This window comes from Phenylobacterium sp. CCH9-H3 (genome assembly GCF_001557235.1).
In the GTDB taxonomy this organism is placed as follows: Bacteria; Pseudomonadota; Alphaproteobacteria; order Caulobacterales; family Caulobacteraceae; genus Phenylobacterium.
The window spans coordinates 1-23,689 of sequence record NZ_LSJI01000015.1 but is presented as its reverse complement, the minus strand read 5'-3'; the positions used below and the strand labels follow the sequence as shown (position 1 = coordinate 23,689).

Genomic DNA, 23,689 nt, shown 5'->3' with positions numbered 1-23,689 from the left:
CGCCGTTCATCCAGAGCTGGACCGACGCCAACACCGACACCATGACCTACGACCTCCTGGGTCGTCGGGGCTATGTGCGGCTGCAGTACACATTCTAGGCCGCACAGCAGGCGCCGGCCGGACCACAATCCCCTGGTCGGCGCCCACGAAACGTATTGAAAGGACAAGATGCGCTGGCCAGCCCTCGCGCGGACGACCCACAAGTGGATCGCGCTCGTCGTGGCGATCCAGGCCGTCTTCTGGACCCTCAGCGGGATCTACATGACGGCGGTCCACATCGACATCATCCACGGGGATCGCCTGGTGAAGGCGCCGTTGGTGCAGCCGCTGTCCTTCGAGGGACTGGTCGAGCCGGCGCATCTGGCTCATCTCGCGCCGGGCCTGAGGTCCGCACGGCTGGAGAGCCAACTGGGGCGGCCCGTCTATGTAGTCGACGCCGAGGAGGGCAAGGCGCTCTTCGACGCCCGCACCGGCCAGAAGCTGTCGCCGCTGAACGAGGCTCAGGTCCGGGCCCGCGCCAAGGCCCTGTTCGCCGAGGACGGCGACGTGGTGAGCGCCGAGCTGCTGACCAAGGCGCCGCTTGAGGTCCAGACCCGGCCGATGCCGCTGTGGCGGGTGGAGTTCGAAGGCGCCTGGCGGCCCACCTTCTACATCTCGCCATTCACGGGGGAACTCGTGTCGCGTCGCCACGACCTGTGGCGCACGTTCGACTTCGTCTGGATGTTCCACATCATGGACTACGACGACCGCCAGGACGTGAACAACCCGCTGATCCGGATCTTCACCTGGATGGCCGTCGCCACCGCCGCGACCGGCGGCTGGCTCCTGATCTACAGCTTCCGCCGCAAGCGCCGCGTGCGCAAAGCCGCCGCCTGAGGACCCGCGCATGTTCCTGATCCGCTGGCTCCACAAGTGGTTCGGCCTCGTCCTCGGCCTGCAATTCCTGCTGTGGGCATCGAGCGGCGCTGTCATGGCGCTGCTCGACCATCACGAGGTGTCCGCCGAGCATGCCGTGCTCGGGGTCGCGCGGCCGGCTTCGCCGCCGCAGCCCCTGGCCCTGGCGCAGGTGGCGGAACGGGTCGGCGCTCCAATCGTGACGCTGCAGTTGAAGCCGCTCTTCGACACCTGGGTCTACGAGGCGACGACCCCGCTTGGCGTGCAGTTGCTGGACGCCACGACGGGCGCGCCGATCGAGATCGATACGGCCCGGGCCAGGACGCTCGCCGTGGCGCGATACGTCGGCAGCGAGCCGGTGCGTAGCGTCACCCACGTCGCGGAGACCACGCTCGAGACCCGCGACGTCGCCTTGCCTGTCTGGCGTGTCGAGTTCTCGGACGAGGGGCGCACGACGCTTCTAATGTCAGCGAAGACGGGCGAGCTGCTCGGGACCAAGAACGACACCTGGCGGCTGTGGGATATCGCCTGGATGCTGCACATCATGGACTACACCGAGCGCCAGAGCTTCAACCACCCGCTGATCATCACCGTCGGGACCGCCGCGGCCTGGCTGGCGCTGAGCGGCCTCATCCTGCTGTTCCGCAGCTTCCGGAGATCGGACGTCGCCTGGGTGCTGGATCCCATCGAGGCGATGAGGGCCAGGCGCAAGGCCAAGCTCGGCGAATCCATCGCCGCGCCGCAGAGCGTCCGGTCGGATCTGCCGCGGGAGTCGTAAGCTGGACGGGCGCGGCGGCGGCGATCCTGCCGCGCTGCCGCCGCGCCCGAGTCGCTTCTCGAAGGGACCCATGACCGAGCCCAAGGACGCCTCGCTCCACAAGCGGATCCGTGCGGAGATATCGGATCGCATCCTCTCGGGGGCTTGGCCGCCCGGTTACCGCATCCCGTTCGAACATGAGCTGATGGCCGAATACGCCTGCTCACGGATGACAGTGAACAAGGCGCTGGCGCCGCTCGCCGAGAGCGGGCTGATCGTGCGCCACCGGAAGACCGGATCCTTCGTCTCCCGACCTCGTATCCACGCCGTCGTGCTCGCCATCCCCGATATCCCGGCGGAGGTGACCGGTCGGGGTGAACCCTACCGCTATGAACTGCTGTCCCGCACGGCGCGACGTGCGACTCCGCGCGAAGTGGAGGAGCTGGGGCTCGAACAGGCCGTCCCGGTGGTCGCGCTGAAATGCCTGCATCGCGCGAGCGGCCGGCCCTTCGCCCTCGAGGAGCGCGTCATCAACCTCAAGGCCGTGCCGGAGGCTGGGACCGTCGACTTCGTCCGCACCGCGCCCGGCAGCTGGCTTCTTGGGCACGTCCCGTGGACGGAGGCCGAGCACCGGATCAGCGCCGCCAACGCGCCGCGTAGCGTGGCCGGCCTGCTGGCCATCCAACCCGAGGCCGCCTGTCTCGTGCTCGAGCGCCGAACCTGGCGGGGCGAAGACAAGATCACTCATGTCCGGCTGACGTTCCCAGGCGACGCCTACGACCTAGTGGCCCGGTTCGCCCCGCAGGGGGCGCCCGCGCCCCGTCCCTAGGCGCGGGGTCCCTCGCGTCCGGTCGCGCGTTGCGGTGATGCGGGCCCCGGCTCGCGGGCGCCCGGGACGCAAAGAGGTACCTTCCGATGGAAGCCAAGCACTACGGCCGGCTGGCGTTGATGTCGGTGCTGCATTTCGGCGCGATGTTCGTGCTGATGTACGCCATGGTGGACGCGGTCGGGAACGCGCTGCCGAACGTCAACCAAGTCTACATGGCGGGGCTGATGCCATCCCATGATCCGTGCAGTCTACGAGCGTCTGCAGTTCAGCTATGTGGATACGAGGCACGTGAGGCTTGGCGACGGTGAGCCTATCGTCGTCGACCGAATTCAGATGCGGCTTTGACACTGTCCGGAACAATCGCGACGACGGCGGAAGCGCATCAGCGGACGGCGCAATCGAAGGTCCGCTCTCCGCTCCGAAGCCCACGTCCGCAATTGGCGCATCCGAGACCTCGGGCTCCGCTTCATGACTGGGTCCGTCCTTCTATCCTTCCGTGGTTCCGCCACTTGCGAAGAGATGCAGAGGTCCCTGGTTCAGGTCCCTGGGTTCCCGCCAACTGCGGGCGGGCGGCGTAGACAGGGTTCGGCCAGCTCTACCCGGCCGGGGCGGCCACGAAACCTGTGGATGGATCGATGCGGCGGGACAGGCGCCTGACGTCCGTCCGTCCATTGCGCACGTGCGCGCAACCGAGATCGTCGAACGGCGCAATCCAGAATCGTGGCATCGTCACCTGCAACCGGGGACCGCATCGCGCGGAGGGGGTTAGGGATGGCGAAGACGCCGAAGGCGCCGAAGGCGTCGACGAGGGTGGACGGGACCGAGGGTGGGGGCGGCGGCAAGCCGAAGTCCACCAAGAAGAAGGCCGCGTCGGCGGCCCCCGCCGATCCGGCCGTCGAGGCGGCGAAGGCGGCCGCCCTGGCGGCCGACCCGTCGCTCAAGACCGCCCGGATCACCGCTGCGGTGTCGGCTCAGATGATGGCCGAGGGCCACTGGCCGCCGCCTGACCTGGTGAAGACCTTCTCGGGGGACTGGAACTACACGCGCGACATGATGCGGAACTTCCTCGTCAATGTCCTGGGCCGGCTTAGGGCAGGCAACCCTTCCTTCAGCTTCGCGATCGACGTCGCCTTCATCGTCAAGGTGCTGCCCGGCAACGTCACCGGGCTGATCGCCAAGCTCGACGCGCGGACGAGCTGACCATGGCCAGCCGACGCAGTACGCTCGCCGCCGCCGCGGCGCTTTCCTTCCCGACCGCAGCCCTGGCGGCCGCGCCGCCCGTGCCCGCCTTCGACACGGTCTGCGTCAAGGACGCCGCCGGCCGCGACGTCGTCGACAAGGAGAAGCTCGCGACCTTCTATCTCGACCAGAAGCCGGTCAGCCGCACGCTCGAGGACTGGGCGCGGGACCACAACGACTCCGCGTTCGGCGCGTCCCAGGTTCCGGTCGCGTCCTGGAAGATCTCGCCCCGCCAGCGGATGCTGGTCGACGGAACGATCTGCAAGGACCCGACCGGCGCCGGGAACACCGCCTGCGCGAGCGACGACGAGGCGAACCTGGTGGAGGCGCGGGGATCGCTCACGCTCCTGCTAACGGCGTTCGGCTCGTCGTTCCCGAAGGAGGGGGCAGCCGACACGCCGCTGGAGTACTTCCAGCGGACGGACGTTCAGCTACTCTGCAACCGGGCAGTCGAGCGGCCGCCGGGCAGCCTGCCGGTCCCGACCTACAAATACACCTTCCCGATCCGGCTGCGGGGCTCGACGGAGGGCCTCAACTTCGACCGCGAGGAGCCCGACTTCGCCATCGTCGAGGCCGCGTCGGTGACGCTGTCGCGCGACGACGTGGCCGACAAGAAGGTCAAGAAGTGGTCGGTCGTGGCCGGCCTGGCCTTGCCGCCGGTGATCGACGAGACCTACCGCAGCCTTTCGTTCGTGCCGTACCTGGGTGCCCTGCGTGACTTCTCCCACGTGACCGGCAAGGACCCCTCGAACACGTTCGAGTCCACCTACGGCGGCGTGCTGGCCGACTTCCGGTTCACGCGGCCAGGCCCAACACCCGACGACCTCGCGGTGACCCACTACATCACGCTACGGCCCGAGTACCGGGAGAGCGACTCCGACAGCGACACGAGCCATCTCTGGACGCTGACCGCGGCGTGGATGCCGATCCGCAATGACGGCATCAACAGCTTCCGGGAGTTCCGGCCGGGCGCCACGACGGCCTCCTGGCGGCTGATCGCCGACGTCCGGGCGGTGGGGGGCTGGTTCACGGACCGGGGCAATCTCCTGCCGCCGTACAACCAGGACTTCATCAGGGTCGGGACGCGCGTGGGCTTCGCCATCACCAGTGACCTGCCGAACTTCCCGGTCGACCTGATCGTGACGGACACGTGGCTGCCCAACCTCTCCAGCGGCAAGGACCTGAACTTCTTCACCAGCCGACTGTCGTTCTCGCCGGACCCGAAAAAGATCTTCACCTTCGAGCTCTCGTACTCGAAGGGCCGGCGCTCCGACGTGCTGATCGATCAGCAGGAATGGAAGCTCAGCCTAGGCGCGAAGTACTGAGCCGCCGCGCCAGGCGTCGAAGCGCGCGCGCCGGGTGTGGCGTCAGGGTTTGGGCGGCGGCGGGGCTGGCGCGGACCGCGCCACCTCGAGCGCATTCATGCGGGCCTCGAGTGCCTGTTGCCGCTGCTCCAGCAACCGGGCCTCCGTGGCGGTCCGGGCGTCGAGTACTTGGACGTTCGCCTCCGCGCTCCGCAGGCGCCGTTCGAGGCCGTCGTCCGGCTTCCTGGGGTTGAAGCCGAAGATCAGCCCGGTGATCAGCAGCCCGACCAGCCCGCCGATCCCGAGCTTGGCCTGCAGGTCGAACATGTTGTTCGTGCCGCCCTTGATCTTCCCCTGTCCGCGCCCGCCGAAATAGATGCTGACGACAAAGGCGATGAAGGCTGCAGCGCCGAACGCGGTGCCGACCTTCAGGGCGCCTGGCTCCACCTTGTCGACGAACTGCGGCGCAACAAGCGCCAGGATACCGATGAAACCGAAGGCGCCGCCGATCAGCGCGTTGGAGAGGGCGATCTCACTGTCTGTCGGCTTGCGGGGGGGATTCGGCGTCGTACCGCCTCCATGGCCTCCAGCCCCGCCACCGCCACCGCCACCGCGCGCGGCCTCGGCCTTCGCCTTCGTTCGCTTGGACGTGGCCGGTACGTCCTTGGTCCCGGGCGCCGTCTTGTCCGGTACGTCGTTCAAGGTCAGCCTCCCTGCGCCGGCTCGTCCTCGTCGTCTTCCGGCCCCCAGATCTGGAACGACGTCGTCGCGAGGTCGTCCACGACGGCGCCGAGCGCTAGCGCGACCGAGGTCGAGGACACATAGGTGCGGCCCCGGCTCATGGCGATCGTCTCGGCGCGCGCGACGATCGTGTGGATGTCGTCAAGCAGCGGCTGCCAAAGCGGCGTCTGCCGCAGCAGCTGTCGGCTGGGCGGACCGGTGGACATGTAGGGCGCGACGATCATCTCCTGGATGTTGAGCTCGAGGAAGTAGATTGCGTCCTCGCGCCATCGCGGCGCGCCGGGTGGCCGAGGCCCCGGGATGACCGCGCGGCCGAGCCCGAACCGGGCGCCGGTGGGCAGGCGCAGGCGTGATGCGAACCAGGTGCGATAGCGGCGGAGCATGGCCTACGTCTCCGGCCAGATGGCGTTGTAGATCTCGGCGAGCCGTGCGCCGGCCTTCACCACCTGCCGCGATTGCATCGATCGGCGGGCCTGGCCATAGGCGGCCTCGTTGGTGAACTGGGCGATCCAATAGCGGGAATTGTTCGATGCGACGCCCACGGCCGAGAACGTCAGCCCGTCGTAGGCCTTGCGGGCCTCGCGGATCGACTCCGTCGCCCACGTCGCGGGCTTGTCGGCGAGCGCGCCCTGGGTGCCCGGGACGTTGCGCGCCTTGGCGAGGGTCGCTGTCGTCGGAGGCACCGGCCATCCCGACGGCACGCCGTCCCAGGTGGAATGCAGGTTCTTGTCGCTGCCGAACTTCAGGGAGTTGCCGCCGCGGGTCTCGCTGTCCTTGTCGTCGGCCGGGCTCGCATCCGGGTCCACGCGGTCGCCATCGTCCTCCAGGTAGACAGCGCCCACGTGCAGCGGCTGGTGCAGATCGCCGACGAAGTGCGCCAGGAGCAGCGCGGCTTCCTTCTTGTCGCGGATGTTGAACGGCGGAGGTGCACTGCCACCCTGTAGCACGGCGATGCAGGCCTTGATCGCGCTGACCACGTCGTGGTCGCTCGTCCCGACGTAGCCAAGGGCCGGATCGTAGTGGTCGTGCTGAATGGCGACGTCGGCGAAGTGATAGGCGCCATGGCAGCCTGGGTAGTAGACGCACTGTGTCCAGTTGCGGCTCGCGTAGTCCTTCATCCGGTCTTCCTCGACCGTGTCCTCGAACTGGAAGCAGGCGGCGGGCGTGTATTGGCCGCGGGCGTAGGTAAAGGTCCCCCCGGACCTGGAGACGTCGCGCACGCAGTCGGCCCAGACCGCGGCGGAGGCGAGGTCCGGCCGACCGGTCGTGTTGGTCGCGCCGAACCCGGTGAGCAGGGACTTGAGCTCGGCCCGGGCCCTGGGGTTCAGCAGCCGCTCCGCGATCGCGCCGACCTGCTGATGCCCTTTGGCGCCCCAAGCCATGGCGGGCGACCCACAGAGAAGGACGCTCGCCGCCGCGAGCGCGGACGTGAAGAGCCGCATGCCTTGCCCCCGTCCTGCGTCGCCCGGTTGCGTCGGGCGTGGACAAGCGCACTGCGCGCATTGCATGGCCTGGCTGTCAACGGGTTTGGAGATCGGCGTTCTTCATTTTCTGCACCGCTCGGCTCATGGTCGCTTGGATCGTCTCCAATTTCGCGTGGCGCTTCGGCAGGGCGCTCGCCAGCCTCCACGAGATGGAACCGGAATTTCCCGGCGTCGCGCTGCGAGAGCACCATCGGCCCCCGCAGCTTCACGAAGTTGGAGATCATGTGCGAAACTGCGGGGTTGCAGCGTCCCCCTGCCAAGGTCCGCCGTCCCTTTCTGCATGGGTTCCGCCATAGTGGCGGCGGCGAATGCAAGGACGGAGAATGCGCAGCGCGCGGCGACCCTCCTCCGCAAACGCCTGTTTCCGCCAATCGCGGCGTCGGATTTCCTTGGCTCGCTGGCCAACCGGTGACACCGCCGAACTCAGCCGCACGACATGCCGCCATCGATGGCGATCTCCGCACCAGTATTGTGTCGGGCCGACCCGGACGCGAGAAAGCAGACCATATCGCCTACCTCGGCCGAGGTGCAGGCGCCCCCTATAGGCACCGCCGTCTCAGCCACCGCGTGGCAGGTGGGGATGTCGGCGCCCTCCACCGCGCTGGCCCGCGTGGCGTCCGCGATGTGTCGGCCTCTTCCTTCTCTTCGGATCTGCGGCCGGGCAGGCGGTGGCCTTCATCCGGCGGCCCGTCATCCGCCTTGCGGGCCTCACGGATCGACTCCGTCGCCCACGTAGCGGGTTTGTCGGCGAGCGCGCCTTGGATACCGGCCATCCGGACAGCACCCCGTCCCAGGCGGAATGCAGGTTCTTGTCGCTGCCGAACTTCAGGGAGTTGCCGCCGGGGGTCTCGCTGTCCTTATCGTCGGCCGGGCTCGCATCCGGGTCCGCGCGGTCGCCATCGTCCTGCAGGTAGACAGCGCCCACGTGCAGCGGCTGGTGCAGATCGCTGACGAAGTGCGCTAGAAGCAGCGCGGCCCGTTCACGGACGTTGCGGGCGACCGCCCAGACGGCGCGGCAGCTTGACCGCGGCCCGGCCGCGTTGAAGCATTCAGCCGCTCAGTCCTCAGGCGCGTGGTGAAGAGATGCGCATCCTCATCTTGGGCGGCACGGGCTTCATAGGCCGCGAGGTGGTCCGAGCCCTGAATGGCCACGAGCTCTGCCTGTTCCATCGGAGCGGCGCCGAGAGCCCATCGGGCACCGTGCGGCACATCTATGGGGATCGGGGGAACCTGGCCGCCTCGCGGGGCGACTTCGCGGCGTTTGCGCCCGACGTCGTCCTCGACATGACGCCGCAGAACGGAAGGGACGCCGAGCAGGCCGTCACTTGCTTGGTGGGGCTTGCCGGACGCGCCGCGGCGGTCAGCAGCCTCAGCGTCTATCGCGCCTTCGGCCGCCTGCTGGGGACGGAGCCCGGTCGGAGCCTGCCTGCGCCGCTCTCCGAGAACCAACCGCTACGGTCGCGGATGTTCCCCTATCGCGGGCCCGCGCCGCGCGGCGCCGGAGACCCAAGGCTTTGGATGGACGACTACGACAAGATCCCGGCGGAGCGGGCATTCCTGGGCGGGGCGCTGCCCGCCAGCGTCGTCCGCCTGCCCATGGTCTACGGGCCCGGCGACGCTGACCGGCGGGTCGGCGCCTACCTGGATCGCCTGCGGGGCGGTCGGCCCCTCGTCCTGGGTGAGACCGCCGCGGCCTGGCGCAACGCCCGCAACTTCGTGCGCAACGTCGCCCAGGCCATCGCCCTGGTGACGCTCCGCGGCGTGCCCGGAAGGGTCTACAACGCGCCGGCCCCGCACGACTTGAGTGAGCTGGAATGGGTCCGGCATATCGCCCGGGCGGCCGGCCTGACGAACGAGATCCGGGCGGTGGAGGACGGGACTGAAGGCGCACTCAGGCCCCTCATTGACGAGTTCCCGGCCCATGCGGACTTCCGCCAGCACCTGGTCGTCGACGACAGCCGCATCCGCGTGGAGCTCGGCTGCGAGGACGCCGTCCCCCTGGAGGCCGCGCTGGCGGAGACTGTGGCGAGCTTGCAGGCGGCGGATCCATGACCGGCGCCTGGGAGTTGGCGCGGGACGCGGTCGAGGTCCACGAGCTGCTCCTCGCCAGCGACGTGGCCTCGGACACCGGCGCGGGCCCCCCGCAACGCTCGCTGGTCGGAACCCGCCGGCGGGTCGAGGCGGGCTCGGTCCATCTGCTGCGCATGGACGGGAAGCCCGCCGCCATGGTCACGCTCACCCGCGATCCTCCCTTCGACCTGGCCCTGACCGACTACGCGCCTTCGGCGGCAGCCGTCTACATGCAGCGGCTGGCCGTGCATCCCGCGCTCAGGCTCGAGCATCCCTATCTCGGGGCGCGGGCCGTCCGGCGAGCGCTCGATGTGGCGCGGGCCGCTGGAGCGGATGTGATCCGGGCGGAGGCCAATCCCGATCTCGCGCGCGTGCTGGGCATGCTGCTCGCCCACGGCTTTGTCCCGGTGGGGGCGCCGCGCGCTGGGCCCGAACGCCCGCGCGTCTATCTCGAGAAGGCGCTGGCGGCCGACGTTCCCTAGGCGGGCTTGCGGCCGGTCAGCTCCGCCACCAGTTGCTTCAGCTCCGGCCGGCGGATCTTGCCCGTCTGCGTCCGCGGAATGCCGGGGACGCGCAGAATGCGCGCCGGCTGGGCGGCGGCCGACATTGCCGCTGCGAGGTGGGCGCGCACGGCGGCGTCCGGAAGCTCCTCGGTGAGCACCAGCAGGGCCACCAGGCGTTCCCCGTACAGCGGGTCGGACATGGCGGCGCAGGCGGCGTCTGCGACGCCGGGGAGCTTGCGGAGCACCCGCTCCGCCTCCTCCAGGGAAACCGCCTCCCCGGCCACCTTGGCCATGTTCTTGGCGCGGCCGGTGATCACGAAATAGGCCCGGTCTGACTCCCCGTCCCGAACCACCATCCCGAGGTCCTGTGAATGGAACCAACCGCCCCGGAAGGCCTCGGCGGTGGCCTCGGGGTTGCCCGCATAGCCGGCCATTACGTTGTGGCCGCGCATGCAGATCTCTCCGCGCTCGCCGGGCGGCAGAACCCGGCCGTCGGGATCGAGGACCGCAACCTCGTTGCCGGGCACCGCCACCCCGATGGAGGGGATGTCGGCGTCGAGCATCAGGCGGGCGTAAGCCGTCTCCGACAGGTCCGCGGGAAGGGTGCAGGAAAAGTTGGTGGTTTCGGTGAGGCCGTAACCCTGCACCACACGCCGCCTGAGGCTGTCGGCAACCTGCCGGGCCGTCGCGGTCGCCAGGGGCGCCGCGGCCGAGACGAAGTAATGGAGGCTGTCCGGAAGACCCTCGCCCCGGTTGCCGGCTAGGAGGGCCTCCAGGAGGCTGGGCACGACGCTGGCGATCCGCGGCCGCCACGCCTGCAGAGCCCGTGGATAGCCGAACGGATCGAAGCGTTCGAACAGGATCGCGTGGGCGCCGGCGGCGAGCATGCCCACCAGGGTGAAGTGCAGGCCGTTGACGTGATGGATGGGCAGGCAGCCGGCGAAGCGATCGCCGGGAGCGAGCGCGTGATGGCGCACCACCGCCGCTGCGTTGGCGAGGGCGTTGGCATGGGTCTGCAGCACCAGCTTCGAGGCAGCCGTCGATCCCGAGGTGCCGATCAGGAAGGAGCCGTCGTCCTGCGGCGAGGGGAGTGGCACCCGTTCGTCGCCGGGCAGCGGCACCTCGGGGAGCGCCAGCCAGCCCTTCGGATCCTCATGCCGGGGCGAACAGGATACGGCGGCCTCCGCCCCGGCCGCCTCGATCTGCTGGCGCTTGCGGTCCGGAGGATCGGCGGGGTTGAGCAGCAGGATCTTCAAGCCGGCGTGCAGCAGGCCGAAAATGGTCACCACGGAGGCGAGGTCGTTGCGGGGGGCCAGGGCGACGACTCCCGACCGGGCGCCGTCGAGCGAAGCCTGGGCCCAGAGCGCCACGGCTCGCGCGCGGCCGGCGGTCTCGGCGAAGGAGAGGGTCTCGGGCTCCCCCCTAGGCGGGACGGCGGTCAGGTACGGGCGGTCGCCCAGCCGGGCGGCCTGCCGCTCGAGGAGGGCCGGGATGGTCGCGGCAGGGTGTGCCGCGGGGTCGAACCCCGCGCCCCTGTACAGGCGCACCGCTTCACGGTCGGCGGGGGATTCCAGGAGCACGACCTACGCCACCCGCTGCCCGAGGGCCGCCACCGTGCGCTCGGCGGCCGCCACGGTGCCGAACGCCTCGGCCTCCAGCGACCCGTCCGGGAAGGAGATCCCGAAGCGTGCCTCCAGAGCCAGCATGAAGCGGACCAAGGCCAGGGAATCCATGCCGGCGGCGGCGAGGTCCATCTCCGGGTCGACCTCTCGGGGTGACCGGTTAAGGATGTCGGCGGCCACCTCGGTGACAGCCGCGCGCCGCGCGCCCGTGCTTTCGTCGTCCGGCAAGGCCCCCTCCCTCAGCTTGGCCACATGGCGTATCCGCATTAGTGTACAAGCCGCAGACACAATCTCTAGGTGGTAGTTTGCGGCTAGCCGGATCCTTCGCAGAGCGACCGCAGGACCCTCACATGGTCCTCCGCAGGGAGCTGCTCGCTGGCCGCGGCGCCGTCCGTCCGCTCGCTGTCGACCCCGCCGTGCTTGCTCCGCGCCCGCTTGGCGACCTTGCCCCCAGCCTCCAGGCCGGGGTGGAGGCGGACGGCTACGCGATCGCCAGGTCGAGCGAGCCCGTCAACGACGAGACGCTGATCGAGCTGGCGATGGCCTTTGGCCTCCCCACGCCGGAACGGGATCCTGCCGTCCTGCCCTTCACGTCGCGCGGCGTGATCCTCAACCTCCGAAGCACCCTGCCGCAAGCAGGAGACGTCGCCTTGCAGCCGTTCACGTCGGGCGAGCTCTCACTGCACAGCGAGAGCAGCCGCAAGCCTCTGGCCGGCCAGCCCCGGTATCTGCTCTTCCTGTGCTGCGACCCCGGAGTCGCTGAAGCGCAGGCGCTGACCTTGCTGACTCCAATGGCCGGGGTGGCCGCCCGGCTCGATCCCGCGGCCCGGCGCATCCTGGAGGGGGTCCGGTACGACGGCCCGCCAGGCGCCCCGTCCGTCCTGCGGGAGGCCGAGGGCCGGCCGGTCTTCTCCTTCCGCGACTTCCAGGACGAACCCCTCGACTGGACCTATGAGGGCCCGCAGATCGATCCGGAGGGGGTGTCGGCGGCGCTGCGAAGCCTGCTCTGGGCGATGTACGGCTGCCAAGCCCTTGGCCTTGCCTGGTCGGCGGGGCTTGTCCTCCTGCTCGACAACCGGCGGTACTTCCATGGTCGGACTTCGGCGGGCCCGGCGCGCGGGGGGCCTCCGCGTCACCTCAAGCGCCTGAGGCTGGCATAGCCATGGCCGCGGGAGGCACTCCGGGGACGGTCTCGACCGGGCTGTTCAGCTCGCCGCTCCGGCAGCGCCCGATGGACCCGCCCCCGCTGTCTGTCCCTCGGGCCGCCGACGGTTTCAGGGCCTATGCCCCCGAAGTGGACGAGCGAGTGCTCGAGGTGTTCGCCCGGGCGGAGGACCCGGGGGACTGGCGGCAGCTGCACGCGCTGTGGCTCGGCCGGGTGGCCTCCGAGGCCGGTCAGGCCGAGGCGGCGACACCGGAGGCCGAGTTGTGGCGGCAATCCCGCAGCCGGCGGTCGGCGACGGCGGACGAGGTGTTGAGCGGGCCGAGCACGGTCACCTTCATCAAGGAGCTCTTCAACACCTTCTTCCGCGACGACCTCTACGGCCGCCATCGGCCGGTGGCCAAGGTGATCCTCTCGGGCGGCGCGGTGGACGAACGGGCCTTCGGGCTCTCCGAGGTGCTGAAGGCCGCCCTCAGCTTCTCGCTGGACCAGGACTGGTACGGCTACTCCGACTCCCGCGGCCGGCTGGCCTGCCGTGAGGCGGTCGCCAGGCTGGAGAACCAGCGGCTCGGCCTGACCGTGTACGACGAGGCCAATGTGGCCCTCACCCTGGGCGGCACCTTCTCGGTCAATGCGCTGGCCGACTTCATCCTCGGGTCCCGCCGGGCGACGCTCGCCCCGGCGCTGGCGGCGATCCCCAACTATCCTCCTCTCGTGCAGGCCGTGGCCCGACGGGCCCCGGTGTCCCTCGCGGCGGTCCCCTGCCGGGACGGGGTCGTCTCCCTCCGGCCCTTGATAGACCAGCTTCGTCCGGAGACACCTCTGGTGCTGCTGCAGACGGTGAACAACCCGACGGGCGGCGCCGTGGACGAGGACGAGCTCGCCGAGCTGATCCGCAAGGCCTCGCCGCAGACCATGATCCTGCTGGACGAGTGCCATGAATGCGTCGGCGAGCTCCCCTGGCGGTCGCCATTGCGAGCGTCAGCAAACGTCGTGCGCATCGCCAGCGTGTCGAAATCCTGGGCCGCGCCGGGCTTCAAGGCGGGCTGGATCGTCGGCGACGCGGCTGTCATCGCGGAATACTACGAGTTCGCCTCGACGACCTACGGCGGCCCGCCGTCCCTGCTCTACCTGTTCATAGAGGTGATGGCGCGGCTGGAGCGCTGGCTGCTGGAGGGGCTGGACTGTCCCGGCCCATCGGAGTTCATGGAGTTCGAGCCTCATCTGGGTCTGACGCCGTCGCGTCTGGAGACCGCCTACAGCGTCTACCGCGGCGATCGCCGCGGCGCGGAGGCTGGCCTGCTGGCGCTGCGCGACGTGTCCGTGGGCCTGATGCAGGATCTCGGCGCGGAGGTCATGGTCCCTCGCTTCTCGGTCAACGCCGCGGTCAGGTTCCCCGGCTGGCGCGACTCCTATGTCTGCTACCGCGACATTCTCGCCCAGACCGGGGTGTCCTTCCTTCCGGGCATCCTCACCTTCTGCTTTTCCGGCGCGATTATGCGGATGACCACGGCCCGCACGGCGCCTGACCTGCGGGACGCCGCCGACCGCCTGGCCGGCCTTCGCTTTCCGCAGCCCGCAGCGGTCTAGTCGGCAACGGAACGGAGGTACTCCCGCATGCGCCTGCCAACCTCTGGGCGGTCCGCCCGGAAGGGTCCCCTCCCCAGGCGTTTCGCCAAGGCGGCGGCCAGGAGCGGACCCACCAGGCTGTAGACCAGCGGCGAGAAGCTTTCCTCAACGTCCGGGACCTCCAGCCACAGGTCGGCCTGCTCCACGAGCCCGCGCGCAATCCGTGGGCATACCGCAAACACGGGGTGTCCCAGGCCCCGGGCGCCCGCGGCGACCTCGGCCGCCCGGCCCCAGGCGGGAGCGTCCGGCGCCAGGATGATCAAGGGCGCATCCAGCGGGTCGGCGAAGCGCTCCACGTGCCACCACTCGTCGATGTCTTGGCCGACACAGAAGCAGGCCGCGCCTTCCACCACCTTGGCCGCCACGTACTTCGCGGTCCCGAGACCTGCACCTGCGCCCAGCACCATGGTCGACGGCGCCGCCGCGAGCCCCTCCGAGGCGAGCTCCACGAAGGCGGTCGCCCGTCTTAGGACCTCTTCCAAGAGGGCGGAGCAGGCCAGCAGCCGGCCCACAACGGCGCCCGCTTCCGGCCCCGACAGGATCCCACGCGCCCTTCCCAACGCCACGGCGACAAGGATGTGCGCGGTTAGGCTGGCCTGGAAGGTGCGGATCCCCGGCGACGGCTCGTCTGACCCGAGCCTGAGCAGGAGGGCGTCCGACGCCGCAACCATGATCGGCGCATGGGGCGTGGAGGTCAGGGCGAGGGTCGGCCCGCCCCGCTTGCCGGCGTCCTCCAATGCCGAGATCACGCCCGGTGTCTTGCCCGAGGCCGAGGTGCCGATCACCAGGCTGCGCGGGCCCACAGTCTCGGCCTCGTAGGGATAGGCAAGAGAAGAGAGCCCCCGCAGTCGCACTTGGGCGAACCGACGAAAGGCTGCCGCCGAGGCGAGGGCGGCGAAATGGCTGTCGCCGCTGCCTACGCCCACTACCTCATCTAGCCCTTTCCAGGCCACGGCCGAGGACAGGCGCCGAAGGTCATCCTCCAGCCGCGGGACCAGGGCCCGCAGGTCCGGCGCCAGGGCGGCGGCCTGGCGCAGCATGACATCGGGGGAGGGCGGATCCGGATCCATGCCTAGCCCGCGCCGGCCCGGACGCGCGCGACGTAGTTTCGCGCCAGCTCCGAATCTATCGCCCCGCCCCAGCCCTGGCGCTCCAGGCAGCCGCCCACGAAGGCGCCGTCGGCGAGCGCCAGGAGCCGGCCGGCGTTCCCGTGGGTGGTGCCCCCGGCCAGGATCACCGGCAGCTGTGGCGCAGCACCGCGGATTTCCCGCAGCGCCGCCGCGAGGGCGGCTTCGTCCGGATTGGAGACGGCCACGCCGTCCGCTCCCGCCCTGTGCGCGAGGACGGCCACTTCTCCGACGCCGCGGTCACCGCCGAGCCAGCGGAAGTGCATGCTTCCGACATCGGCGACCATTGCCACGTCCGAAGCCGCAATAGCGGACCTGTAGCGTGAGACCTCTTCCGGATTCGCTTGCACCAGGCCATGGGCGCTGACGGAGGCTCCCACCACCGCACTGGCGCGGATGAAGTCGGCTTCCGCGACCTTGGCCACGGCCAGGGAGGCGCGGACGGCGTTGTACATGATCTGCACCCCGACCTTGAACCCGTGCGAGGTGGCCCTCACCACCTCGCGCACGACGATGGTCATGGCGGCGATCCTCGCCGGATCGGCTTCGTCGGCGACGGAATAGACGCGGTCCACCGTCTGGACGAGGCAGCCGTCGAACCCTGCGCTCTCGAGCGTCACCGCCGATGTCACGGCCCTGTCCACCAGGCTCGGGAAGCTGTCGGGCTCGTAGAACGGGGTCCCCGGCAGCGGGCTGAGATGGACCATGCCGAGGAGCGTCTTCCTCCGGCCGCCGGCCTCGAAGATCAAGCGCCGGCCCCTTTTCGGCGAGGGAGCTTACGCGCGTGGTAGAAGCTGCGCCCCGTCGGACGGGGGTCCTCGAGGTCGCAGCCCAGGGGCTCGAGCCCGGCGGCAGCCAGGGCCGCCTCGACCTCGGCCCGGTCGAAGACGCGGCTCGTCAGGGTCTCGTCCACGGGCCGCCGGTCGGCCCCGATCGCGCCCGAGATGTTCAGAAGGGCAAGGTTGCGCTGCGGATCCCAGCTTCCGGACCGGACGATCCTGTGCTCCTCGTCCTCAGTCAATTGGACGTTCTTCCAGCCGGCGAAATGCGAGGCCTCGAGCAGGTCGAGGACGAAGTGGCCGCCGGGCTTGAGGGCGACGGCCACCGATTGGAAGCAGGACCGGAGGCCCTCAAGGGCGGGCATGTGGTTCAGGGCCCCATCCACGCACACGCAGGCGTCAAAGGACTGGACGCAGGTGAAGCCTTCCGCCTGGCCCCGGACCAGCGCGATCTGGCCCTCCGCGATGGCACGCGCGTGCTTACGACGAGCTATCTCGAGCATCGCCTCGGAGCGGTCCAGCCCGACGATGCGCCAGCCGCCCTCGAGCAGAGTCACCGCCGTCTCGCCGGTGCCACAGCACAGGTCCAGGATACGGCCGCCGGGCGGAACGAAGCGCGCCAGGTAGTCGCGCAGGCGCGGGGCGAAGGTGCGCATCCAACCGTTTAAGGCGTGCTCGTAGAGACGCGCGAACGTCGATCCGTACGGGTTCGCTTCAGGCGCTGCGTCAGAAGTTGATCGGTCCATCAGGAGGGCATTCCGGCCACGGCGCCGCCAGTATTAGCCGAGCGCCGGCCGATTGACACCTATACGTGCCGCGCGGCAGCCTGCGTCCCCGGGAAAGGTGGCGCCTCTGGACATCGAGACATTCCAGGATCCGCAGCTCGCGCTGGACTCGGCCGCCCCGCTACTCAGGCATGATCCCGTCGGGGCGAATGAGGGGGCATCCGTCCTTCACGAGGCCGCGGCCCAGGCCCGGCCGGCAACCGCCTGGCTCGCCCGGGATGGCGGCGTTCCGACGGCGCTCGCCGTGCAGACCCCCGGCCGGCCGGTGAACCTCGCGCCGATGCCGGACACCCATGCGCGCCGGATCGCCCAGGCGGTCGCCGCACACGATTCCAGGGCGCCCGGGGTGCGCGGTCCGGCGGGCGCGGCCGCGGCCTTTGCGGGCGCCTGGCTCGAGAGTGTCGGACGCGGCGCGCAGCCCGTGGAAGGCCGCAGGCTCTGGCGCCTCCCGGTTCCTGGCTCCGCCCGGCCGGCGCCCGGAAAGCTGCGCCGGGCCGCCCCCTCCGACGGCGGGGACGTGGTGGGCCTGATGGAAGGCTTCCTCGCCGAGACTGGCGAGGATCCCGTCACGGCGACCGGCATGGTGGGCCGCCGGCTCGGCGAGGGACGGTACCTCCTCTGGGAGGATGGCGGCCCGGTGACGGTGGTGGGGGTCACCCCGCCTGTCTTCGGGGTAGTTCGCGTGCAGGCGGTGTTCACGCCGCAGACCCTGCGCAACCGCGGCTATGCCGCCGCAGCCGTCGCGGAGCTCTCGGCGCGCGTCCTGCTCGCCGGGAATGAGTGCGTGCTCATCACCAATCTCGCCAATCCTGTCCCCAACCGGCTCTTCCTGGGACTCGGCTTCCAGCCCGTGCTCGAGGCCGTCGAGTACCGCTTCGCGACTGCTGAACCGGAATGAAAGTCTCCCGCCGCACCGTCGGGAGCTTCACGGATCCCGATGATGGAAGCCGTCACCCCGTCGAGGCGCTCCGGGCCGAGGCGGAAGGGCGGCTCGTCGTCGAGGTTTGGACCTACGGCGCGACGCTCGTGGAGGCCCAGACCCCGGACCGGTCCGGCCGGCTGGCCAACGTCTGCCTCACGCTGCCAGACCTGGAGGCCTACGTCGACCCGGCCAGGAACCCCTACATCGGCTGCGTCATGGGGCGCTTTGCGCGATGCGTCCGGAACGGGCGCCTGCAGATCGACGGCCGCCTCTGGCAGCTCGACCGCAACATGGGCCCGCACCATTTCCACGGTGGCAGCCGGGGATTCGACAGGTTCGTTTGGGACGCCGAGGTGGAGAGCTCCCCGGCGCACGTCGACCTCGTCCTCCGCCTCAAGCGTCCTGACGGCGACCAGGGGTATCCCGGGGCCGTCGAGGTCGAGACCCGTTACCGAGTCTCGGGCGACGGCGATCTCGCCATCGAGCATCGCGCCGTCGCCGACGCGCCGACGATCGTTGGACTGACCAGCCATGCCTTCTGGAACCTGGCCGGAACCGGAAGGATCGACGAACACCGGCTGGCGGTGAACGCCTCGCGCTTCATCGCCGCCGACGAGGCGTTCATGCCCCTGCCGGGCCCGCCCCGGCGGGTCGACGACAGCCCATGCGATCTGCGGTTCCCTGAGACCATCGGTGCGCGCACCCTGGACCTCTGCTACGCCCTGGATGACCCGGGCTGGGCGGCCCGGCTCGAGCACCCCGCCTCCGGCCGCACGATGACCATCGAGACCGACCAACCAGGCCTGGCCGTTTATAGCGGCGACCACCTTCCGGCTCGCCGCACCGGCCTCTGCCTGCAGACCGGGGCCTGGCCGGACGCCCCCAACCGCCCGGACTTCCCCTCCCCACGCCTGGAGGCCGGGGAGACCTACGTCCACTACACTCGCTACGGCTTCAGCGCGGTCTGAATCGGTGGCAGCGCCAGCGGCCGCGCCGCCTGGATGGCGGCGGGGATCTTCGGGGTCGCATAGTCGCGTCCTCTGCAGAAGCTGCAGGCGGTGAGGTGGCCTTTGCGGCCGTACAGCTCGCGCAGGTCCTTCCGCAACCTCAGGCGGTCGGGTCCTACCCACACCACCTCGCCGGCGCCGGCCGCGGCGACCCCGAGGTTGGTGAGGTTGGCCGAGAACGGGCAGCGGTAGATGCGCCCGTGGAGCAGGGTAAGGATGTCGTTCACGCAGCACCGCTCGAACTGGGCGTCGAGCTCGGCAGGAGACTTCGACTGCGGCCGGATGCGGCCGGAGTCCGTCCAGGACGGCTGCTTCACCAGGTAGGCAACGCCCGCGGCGTCGAGGGCTGAGGTGAATGCGTCGAGGTTGCGGGAAAGGCGGCCGTAGTCGGTGATGTTCACCGTCACCCGGGGATCGCCAAGAGCGGCCATCGCCGCCGGCCCCGGGACGATGGTCGCATTGGTGTAGACCACCAGGTGACGGAAATTCCTGTAGCCCGAGAGGACCCGCACGATTTCCCCGAACCGTTTGTTGACAAGGGGCTCGCCGCCCAGCACCCGCACCTCGTCGATCCAGTCCACGGCCCCCAGGAGGCGTCGCAGGTCCTCGCAGAGCTCATCGAAGTCGGCGTGCCTGGGCTTGGCGTAGTACTGCATCAGGTTCGAGCAGTCGGCGCAGCGCATAGAGCATGCCTCAGTGATCACCACGTCCACGTATTTGAGGGTGAGGTGATCCCCGCCCGCGGCCTTGGCGCACTCCCGGTGGTGCCAGGCGATCTTCCGGTCGATCTCCAGCGCATGCACACCCACGTCGACCCCGGCTAGGTCCGCGCTCTGGAAGATCCCCGAGCAGTCGCTGACCTCCGCCAGTCCGACGGCAGCAAGTCGGGGAAGAACGGCCGAGAAGTAGTTGTGAGCGATCAGCACCCGGCACGACGGATGCCGGATAGCTAGGGCTTCGAGCGAGAGGATCGGCGTCCCGGCCCAGGCCGCGCCGTCCTTGAGCGGGCTGTCGTCGCAGAAGGCGTCCACGCGCAGCCCGGCCCGCCCAAGGGCCTCGAGCGCCAGCTTCCCCAGATCGCCGGCCCCGTAGATGGCGAGTTCTCCCGCGGGATCGCCCTGCTGCCACGATCGCAGCTCCGACAGGGTCCAGGACTTCATGGCGAAGCCTCGGCGGGCTCCGCCACGGCCCCGGCCCCGGCAAGGGCGAGGAGGCGGTCGGCCAGGCTGGAGGTCCCCGCCGGTTGCCGCATCTCGCACGCCAGGGCCTCGCAGGCCGCGCGGAAGCCCGGCTCCCGGCTCACCCTGTCGATGGCTGTGGCGACGCTTTCGGCGGTGCAGCTGCCGAAGGGGTCCTCCAGATCCCATAGGGCGAGCGCCGCGCCGTTGGCGATCGCCGCGCGCGCGTTAGGCGCCTGGTCCCCGGCGCCCGGAAGGGACACCATCCCCACGCCGGCCAGGACGGCCTCCCGCTCAGAGTTCGCCCCGTGATGGGTGATGAACACGTCGGCGTAGTGGCGAAGGATCTGCGCCTGGGGCACGTTCGGCTGCACCATCGCATTCGGCGGCGCCTCCAGGGGCCGGTCGGCCAGGTATCTGCGCCCGACCGAGGCCACCAACAGCAGGCCCGGATCGCGCCTGGCGGCCTCAAAGGCGTGGGAGAGCATCTGGCGGAGGAAGGCCGACCCGCTGGGCGCCCCCCCCACGGGGGTTCCATATCGGAAGTCGGTTATGACCGTTCCGAGCGAGAAGAGCGCCACCCGGCGGCCTTCGGCCTTGGCCGCGGCCAGCCGCGCGAGTAGAGCCCGGTCGGCGGCTTCGTCCGGCGCCTCCTCCGACCTGGGGGCGACCGCGTCCCAATCCGCCCAGCAGCCGATGGGCGTCTCCCGAGCGCTGTCGCGCAGCAGGCAGTGAAGCAGCGGCTGGCGCGACGGCCTCACAACGTTGTGGAGGCGTCGCGTGGTGTGGACCAGCGTCATGTCCCGCGACGGGAACAGCACGGGCAGTGCCCCCTCCGCCCGCAGGTCGACGCCCCAGGCCCGGCGGTAGGCGCCGTTCGCTTCCAGGACATCGTCACGGTCCCAGCCGTTCGCCCGCACGAAGTCGTCCGCGAGCACCCCGTAGCCGTGCATGGTCACGAAGGCGGCCGATGGCGCGCTGCTGACCGCCGCGGCCATCCGGCCGGAGAGCGAGAACGGGTCGTAGAGGACGACATCCGGCCGGAAGCGGTCCACCGCCTCCAGGGTGCGGCCCAGGTCGCGGCCCGGCCTGACGAAGGTCTTCCACCGGAGGTCGCCCTGGGGATCGTCGGGCTGCGGCTCGGCCATGGTCGCCTCGAAACCCAGGCCGGCCCGTGCGAAAGCCTCCTCCAGGAAGCTCCTCCCGTACCCCGTCACCGTGAGCCGCCGGTCCCGCGCCAGGGGCGCGACGGCGGAAAGGACCGACTTCACGTGGCCGATTGCGTCTATCGGGAAGACCGCGATCCTGCTCACCGACCCATCCCTCCGGACCTAGCCGCCAGTTTGTTTTCGGCTCCGGGGATGTCAATCATGGATTGTGGAAGCGGAGCCTTCCCCTTCAAGGAGGCATCGAGGCGATGAAGGAGCCCGGAGCGTTCGGCCGCTTCGTCGAACAGAACCCCCGCTTTGCGTTCGATCTGATCGAGCATGTGCAGGCCGCGGCCGTCATCGAGGACGCCAGGAAGTCCTTCGAGGCTTTCGCGGCAGGCGTCGGGCTGGACCACGGCCGAAGGCCCTGGACGCGGCTTCGCCAGGCGATCCGCGCCGCCGCCGCCCTGGTCCCCGCCTACGCCGGCGTTGAGTGGGACCGGGCGGACTACGAGGCGACGATCCCGCTGATCGACAAGTACGCCCTGCGCACCCGCTCCGAAGCCTTCCTGCGGCCGGGGCTTGCGAAGGAGAGCCTCTGGACCCGGCCGACCTCGGGAACGAGCGGCCCGCCCGTCACGGTCTACTACGACGCCACGAGCTTTGCGGAGCTCCAGTACTTCTCCGCCTGCGCGGCCCTCTGCTACGCCGGGCTGCTTCCCGGGATCCTCGACGACCGGCCGATCTTTACGCTCACCATCCTCGACAACAGCTACCTGAACGACCGGATCTGGACCGATCCCTCCTGCCTCACCGGCGCCACCCTGCGGGTCGTCTTCGACACGCTGTCTCTGTCGGCCAGCGAGGACATCGCCGAACTGGTCCGGCGGCACCGGCCCGCCGTCCTCAGCCTGAAGCCCAACATCCTGCACATCCTCCTGGAGCAGCTCGACGGGCGCGCACCCAGGCTCGCCGACGGGCCGGTCGCGATCATCAGCGGCGGGGCCGAGCTCCCTGAACCGCTCCGTCTGGAGGCGCAGGAGCGCATCGGCCTGCCGATCGTCAACGCCTACGGCCTGAGCGAAACGGGGGGCGTCGCCTCCTCCTGCTGCGGAGGCCCCGGCCTGCACATCCACGAGGGTGCGCTCATCTGCGAGGTCCTGGCCGCCGACGGCGCCCTGGGCTGGACGGGCGAGGGCGAGCTGGTCCTGTCCAGCGTGCGCAACCGGGCGATGCCGATACTCCGCTACCGGACGGGTGACTTCGCCGCCGTCACGGATGAGCCCTGCCCGTGCGGCCTTCCCGGTCGGCGCATCCTGCGGCTCACGGGCCGCCAGGCGCCGTCCTTCCCCCTTGCGGGCGGCGGCTATTTCGCGCCGACGAACCTCAACCAGCTCTTCGGCGCCTTCCCCTTGCGGGAGTTGCAGGTGACCCAGCTCGCCCTTGACCGGGCCGAGCTGAGGGTGGAGTTCCTGGATCCTTCAGGAGCTTATCTCCTCGACGAGGTGCGCTCCGCCGCCCAACGGATCGTCGAGGGCCGTTTCGAACTGGAGGTTGCGGTCGCCGTCTTTCAGCCGGGCGCAAAATTCCAGCGCTACAGGACGCTGATCGCGGCCGACGCGCCGCCCTCGGGCGGCACGGGCGTGAAAACCTAAGGTTGCTCATTGCGGACTTTCCCGCTAGCTTGCCCGCGACCGCCACTTCCGGCCCCTGCGTGTTCCAGGGCCCCGGGGCGGGGCTTTCAAAATGTGCGAGCTTACTCATCGGCAGAGGAGAGTCGCCATGGCCGACGATGCCTGGAAAGCGAAGGTCGTCGAAGACTACAGCCGGCATTTCGTAAGCGAGATCGCTCGCAGCACCGGTGTCGATGCGGCGGAGGTCGAGAAGGTGCTGGGCCACCTCGGTCTGCAGAACGCGTTGGCCCACAAGCTCGAGTTCCCCAACGGGGTCCGCATCACCGCCAGTCAGGTTCACCAATAGCGCACACGGAGGAATTCCCGGATGGCCAGCGAGTCAGGCGACGGCGCGAAACGCGTCAAAGAGGCGGTGGCGCACATCGCCCAGGCGACGGGCGTAGATCAGGCGTCGGTAGAGAAGATCCTCAATCATCTGGGGCTGGAAACGGCGCTCTCGCGCAATCCCAACACCCCGGCTAGCGGCCTGCGCATAGCGGCAGGACAGGTTGTCCGCTAGCCCGGCGCACGTCCCCCATCATCGGCCCACAAACGGAGGTCCCCATGGAAAACGAAGGCAATGACGTCGCTGCGAAGTCCCGCGAGGTGATCGAGCAGATCTCCAAGGCGGCGGGCGTCGACGCGGCGGCGACCGAGAAGGTGCTGAACCACCTCGGCCTGCAGACCTCGCTGGCCAAGAACCCCAACGCCGTGGCCGCGAACATGAAGATCGCCGCCACACCCGTCATGCAATAGGGACGGAAGCCGCACCCGCGAACATCTGACGGCCGTCGGGCATGGCTCGGCGGTCGGCGTCGCATCCGCCTCTCTCAGTC

The 23,689-nt window shown here is 69.9% G+C and carries 27 protein-coding genes and 1 pseudogene; 16 read left to right on the top strand and 12 right to left on the bottom strand.

The genetic code is table 11. The annotated features are described in order from the left end of the window. Positions 1-168: 168 nt before the first annotated feature. From AX721_RS00990 to AX721_RS00970, 6 genes are all read left to right on the top strand, one after another. A complete protein-coding gene (locus AX721_RS00990; RefSeq protein ID WP_068874062.1) occupies positions 169-876 on the top strand; it encodes a PepSY domain-containing protein in 708 nt (235 codons plus the stop codon). A 10-nt stretch (positions 877-886) separates the two neighbouring features. Then, positions 887-1,672, top strand: a complete 786-nt coding sequence (locus AX721_RS00985; protein WP_068874061.1) for a PepSY domain-containing protein — start codon at positions 887-889, stop codon at positions 1,670-1,672. A gap of 70 nt (positions 1,673-1,742) precedes the next feature. Further along, on the top strand, positions 1,743-2,480 hold the full coding sequence (hutC, locus tag AX721_RS00980) for a histidine utilization repressor (protein ID WP_068874060.1): 738 nt from the start codon (positions 1,743-1,745) through the stop codon (positions 2,478-2,480). A gap of 86 nt (positions 2,481-2,566) precedes the next feature. Next, positions 2,567-2,788: a hypothetical protein gene (locus AX721_RS27170; protein ID WP_156466940.1), complete on the top strand. Its 222-nt coding sequence runs from the start codon at positions 2,567-2,569 to the stop codon at positions 2,786-2,788. Between the two features lie 463 nt (positions 2,789-3,251). Then, the gene (locus tag AX721_RS00975; RefSeq protein WP_068874059.1) at positions 3,252-3,680 is read left to right on the top strand and encodes a hypothetical protein; all 429 of its coding nucleotides are present in this window, start codon (positions 3,252-3,254) and stop codon (positions 3,678-3,680) included. A 2-nt stretch (positions 3,681-3,682) separates the two neighbouring features. Then, on the top strand, positions 3,683-5,044 hold the full coding sequence (locus AX721_RS00970; protein ID WP_068874058.1) for a hypothetical protein: 1,362 nt from the start codon (positions 3,683-3,685) through the stop codon (positions 5,042-5,044). A 42-nt stretch (positions 5,045-5,086) separates the two neighbouring features. On the opposite strand, the gene AX721_RS00965 is transcribed toward AX721_RS00970, so the two are convergent. The 5 genes and pseudogenes from AX721_RS00965 to AX721_RS28705 all read right to left on the bottom strand — a co-directional run. Further along, the gene (locus tag AX721_RS00965; RefSeq protein WP_068874057.1) at positions 5,087-5,725 is read right to left on the bottom strand and encodes a hypothetical protein; all 639 of its coding nucleotides are present in this window, start codon (positions 5,723-5,725) and stop codon (positions 5,087-5,089) included. Positions 5,726-5,727: 2 nt separating this feature from the next. Continuing rightward, complete coding sequence (locus tag AX721_RS00960; RefSeq protein ID WP_068874056.1) at positions 5,728-6,147, bottom strand: hypothetical protein; 420 nt, start codon at positions 6,145-6,147, stop codon at positions 5,728-5,730. Positions 6,148-6,150: 3 nt separating this feature from the next. Then, positions 6,151-7,206 carry a S1/P1 nuclease gene (locus tag AX721_RS00955; RefSeq protein WP_068874055.1) on the bottom strand — a complete coding sequence of 352 codons (1,056 nt, stop codon included), beginning with the start codon at positions 7,204-7,206 and terminating at the stop codon, positions 6,151-6,153. 465 nt (positions 7,207-7,671) lie between these two features. Then, positions 7,672-7,845 carry an SDR family oxidoreductase gene (locus tag AX721_RS28710; RefSeq protein ID WP_197422423.1) on the bottom strand — a complete coding sequence of 58 codons (174 nt, stop codon included), beginning with the start codon at positions 7,843-7,845 and terminating at the stop codon, positions 7,672-7,674. After that, a pseudogene (locus AX721_RS28705) lies at positions 7,805-8,227 on the bottom strand (S1/P1 nuclease); the annotation flags it as partial. The pseudogene AX721_RS28705 and the gene AX721_RS28710, both read right to left, overlap by 41 nt. A 104-nt stretch (positions 8,228-8,331) precedes the next feature. Here AX721_RS28705 and AX721_RS00950 point away from each other — a divergent pair. Further along, positions 8,332-9,300, top strand: coding sequence for an NAD-dependent epimerase/dehydratase family protein (locus AX721_RS00950; protein WP_082765318.1), 969 nt, complete (start codon positions 8,332-8,334; stop codon positions 9,298-9,300). Further along, positions 9,297-9,800, top strand: coding sequence for an N-acetyltransferase (locus AX721_RS00945; RefSeq protein WP_068874054.1), 504 nt, complete (start codon positions 9,297-9,299; stop codon positions 9,798-9,800). The genes AX721_RS00950 and AX721_RS00945 overlap by 4 nt, the downstream gene beginning before the upstream one ends. Here the strand turns inward: AX721_RS00945 and AX721_RS00940 are convergent. Both AX721_RS00940 and AX721_RS00935 read right to left on the bottom strand, forming a co-directional pair. Beyond that, positions 9,797-11,401, bottom strand: a complete 1,605-nt coding sequence (locus AX721_RS00940; RefSeq protein ID WP_068874053.1) for a class I adenylate-forming enzyme family protein — start codon at positions 11,399-11,401, stop codon at positions 9,797-9,799. The two genes, AX721_RS00945 and AX721_RS00940, sit on opposite strands and share 4 nt — an antisense overlap. A 3-nt stretch (positions 11,402-11,404) precedes the next feature. Next, complete coding sequence (locus AX721_RS00935; protein WP_197422422.1) at positions 11,405-11,671, bottom strand: acyl carrier protein; 267 nt, start codon at positions 11,669-11,671, stop codon at positions 11,405-11,407. 122 nt (positions 11,672-11,793) lie between these two features. Between AX721_RS00935 and AX721_RS00930 the strand changes: the two genes are divergently transcribed. Further along, positions 11,794-12,603: a TauD/TfdA family dioxygenase gene (locus tag AX721_RS00930; RefSeq protein ID WP_068874051.1), complete on the top strand. Its 810-nt coding sequence runs from the start codon at positions 11,794-11,796 to the stop codon at positions 12,601-12,603. A gap of 71 nt (positions 12,604-12,674) precedes the next feature. Further along, a complete protein-coding gene (locus tag AX721_RS00925; protein ID WP_197422421.1) occupies positions 12,675-14,195 on the top strand; it encodes a pyridoxal phosphate-dependent aminotransferase in 1,521 nt (506 codons plus the stop codon). Here AX721_RS00925 and AX721_RS00920 read toward each other — a convergent pair. Genes AX721_RS00920 through AX721_RS00910 form a run of 3 tightly spaced genes read right to left on the bottom strand, consistent with a single transcriptional unit; the run spans position 14,192 to position 16,796 of the window. Beyond that, positions 14,192-15,304, bottom strand: a complete 1,113-nt coding sequence (locus AX721_RS00920) for an SIS domain-containing protein (protein ID WP_082765316.1) — start codon at positions 15,302-15,304, stop codon at positions 14,192-14,194. The genes AX721_RS00925 and AX721_RS00920 overlap by 4 nt on opposite strands. A gap of 2 nt (positions 15,305-15,306) precedes the next feature. Then, positions 15,307-16,110 carry a BtpA/SgcQ family protein gene (locus AX721_RS00915; protein ID WP_197422420.1) on the bottom strand — a complete coding sequence of 268 codons (804 nt, stop codon included), beginning with the start codon at positions 16,108-16,110 and terminating at the stop codon, positions 15,307-15,309. Then, entirely contained in the window at positions 16,107-16,796 is a 690-nt protein-coding gene (locus AX721_RS00910) for a bifunctional 2-polyprenyl-6-hydroxyphenol methylase/3-demethylubiquinol 3-O-methyltransferase UbiG (protein WP_068874049.1), read from the bottom strand. Before AX721_RS00910 ends, AX721_RS00915 begins: the two co-directional genes overlap by 4 nt. 187 nt (positions 16,797-16,983) lie before the next feature. Here AX721_RS00910 and AX721_RS00905 point away from each other — a divergent pair, with 187 nt between their 5' ends. Both AX721_RS00905 and AX721_RS00900 read left to right on the top strand, forming a co-directional pair. Beyond that, positions 16,984-17,823 (top strand): GNAT family N-acetyltransferase, encoded by an 840-nt coding sequence (locus AX721_RS00905; RefSeq protein WP_068874048.1) that lies wholly within the window; start codon positions 16,984-16,986, stop codon positions 17,821-17,823. Then, positions 17,820-18,815, top strand: a complete 996-nt coding sequence (locus AX721_RS00900; RefSeq protein WP_068874047.1) for an aldose epimerase family protein — start codon at positions 17,820-17,822, stop codon at positions 18,813-18,815. The genes AX721_RS00905 and AX721_RS00900 overlap by 4 nt, the downstream gene beginning before the upstream one ends. Here the strand turns inward: AX721_RS00900 and AX721_RS00895 are convergent. Both AX721_RS00895 and AX721_RS00890 read right to left on the bottom strand, forming a co-directional pair. Next, positions 18,794-20,014 (bottom strand): radical SAM protein, encoded by a 1,221-nt coding sequence (locus tag AX721_RS00895; RefSeq protein WP_068874046.1) that lies wholly within the window; start codon positions 20,012-20,014, stop codon positions 18,794-18,796. The genes AX721_RS00900 and AX721_RS00895 overlap by 22 nt on opposite strands. Continuing rightward, positions 20,011-21,345: a nucleotide disphospho-sugar-binding domain-containing protein gene (locus tag AX721_RS00890; protein ID WP_068874045.1), complete on the bottom strand. Its 1,335-nt coding sequence runs from the start codon at positions 21,343-21,345 to the stop codon at positions 20,011-20,013. The genes AX721_RS00895 and AX721_RS00890 overlap by 4 nt, the downstream gene beginning before the upstream one ends. A gap of 104 nt (positions 21,346-21,449) precedes the next feature. Here AX721_RS00890 and AX721_RS00885 point away from each other — a divergent pair, with 104 nt between their 5' ends. From AX721_RS00885 to AX721_RS00870, 4 genes are all read left to right on the top strand, one after another. Continuing rightward, positions 21,450-22,835, top strand: coding sequence for a phenylacetate--CoA ligase family protein (locus tag AX721_RS00885; protein WP_068874044.1), 1,386 nt, complete (start codon positions 21,450-21,452; stop codon positions 22,833-22,835). Positions 22,836-22,962: 127 nt separating this feature from the next. Then, on the top strand, positions 22,963-23,160 hold the full coding sequence (locus AX721_RS00880) for a hypothetical protein (protein ID WP_068874043.1): 198 nt from the start codon (positions 22,963-22,965) through the stop codon (positions 23,158-23,160). Between the two features lie 21 nt (positions 23,161-23,181). After that, a complete protein-coding gene (locus AX721_RS00875; protein ID WP_068874042.1) occupies positions 23,182-23,373 on the top strand; it encodes a hypothetical protein in 192 nt (63 codons plus the stop codon). Positions 23,374-23,417: 44 nt separating this feature from the next. After that, positions 23,418-23,609, top strand: coding sequence for a hypothetical protein (locus AX721_RS00870; protein ID WP_068874041.1), 192 nt, complete (start codon positions 23,418-23,420; stop codon positions 23,607-23,609). Positions 23,610-23,689 lie beyond the last annotated feature (80 nt).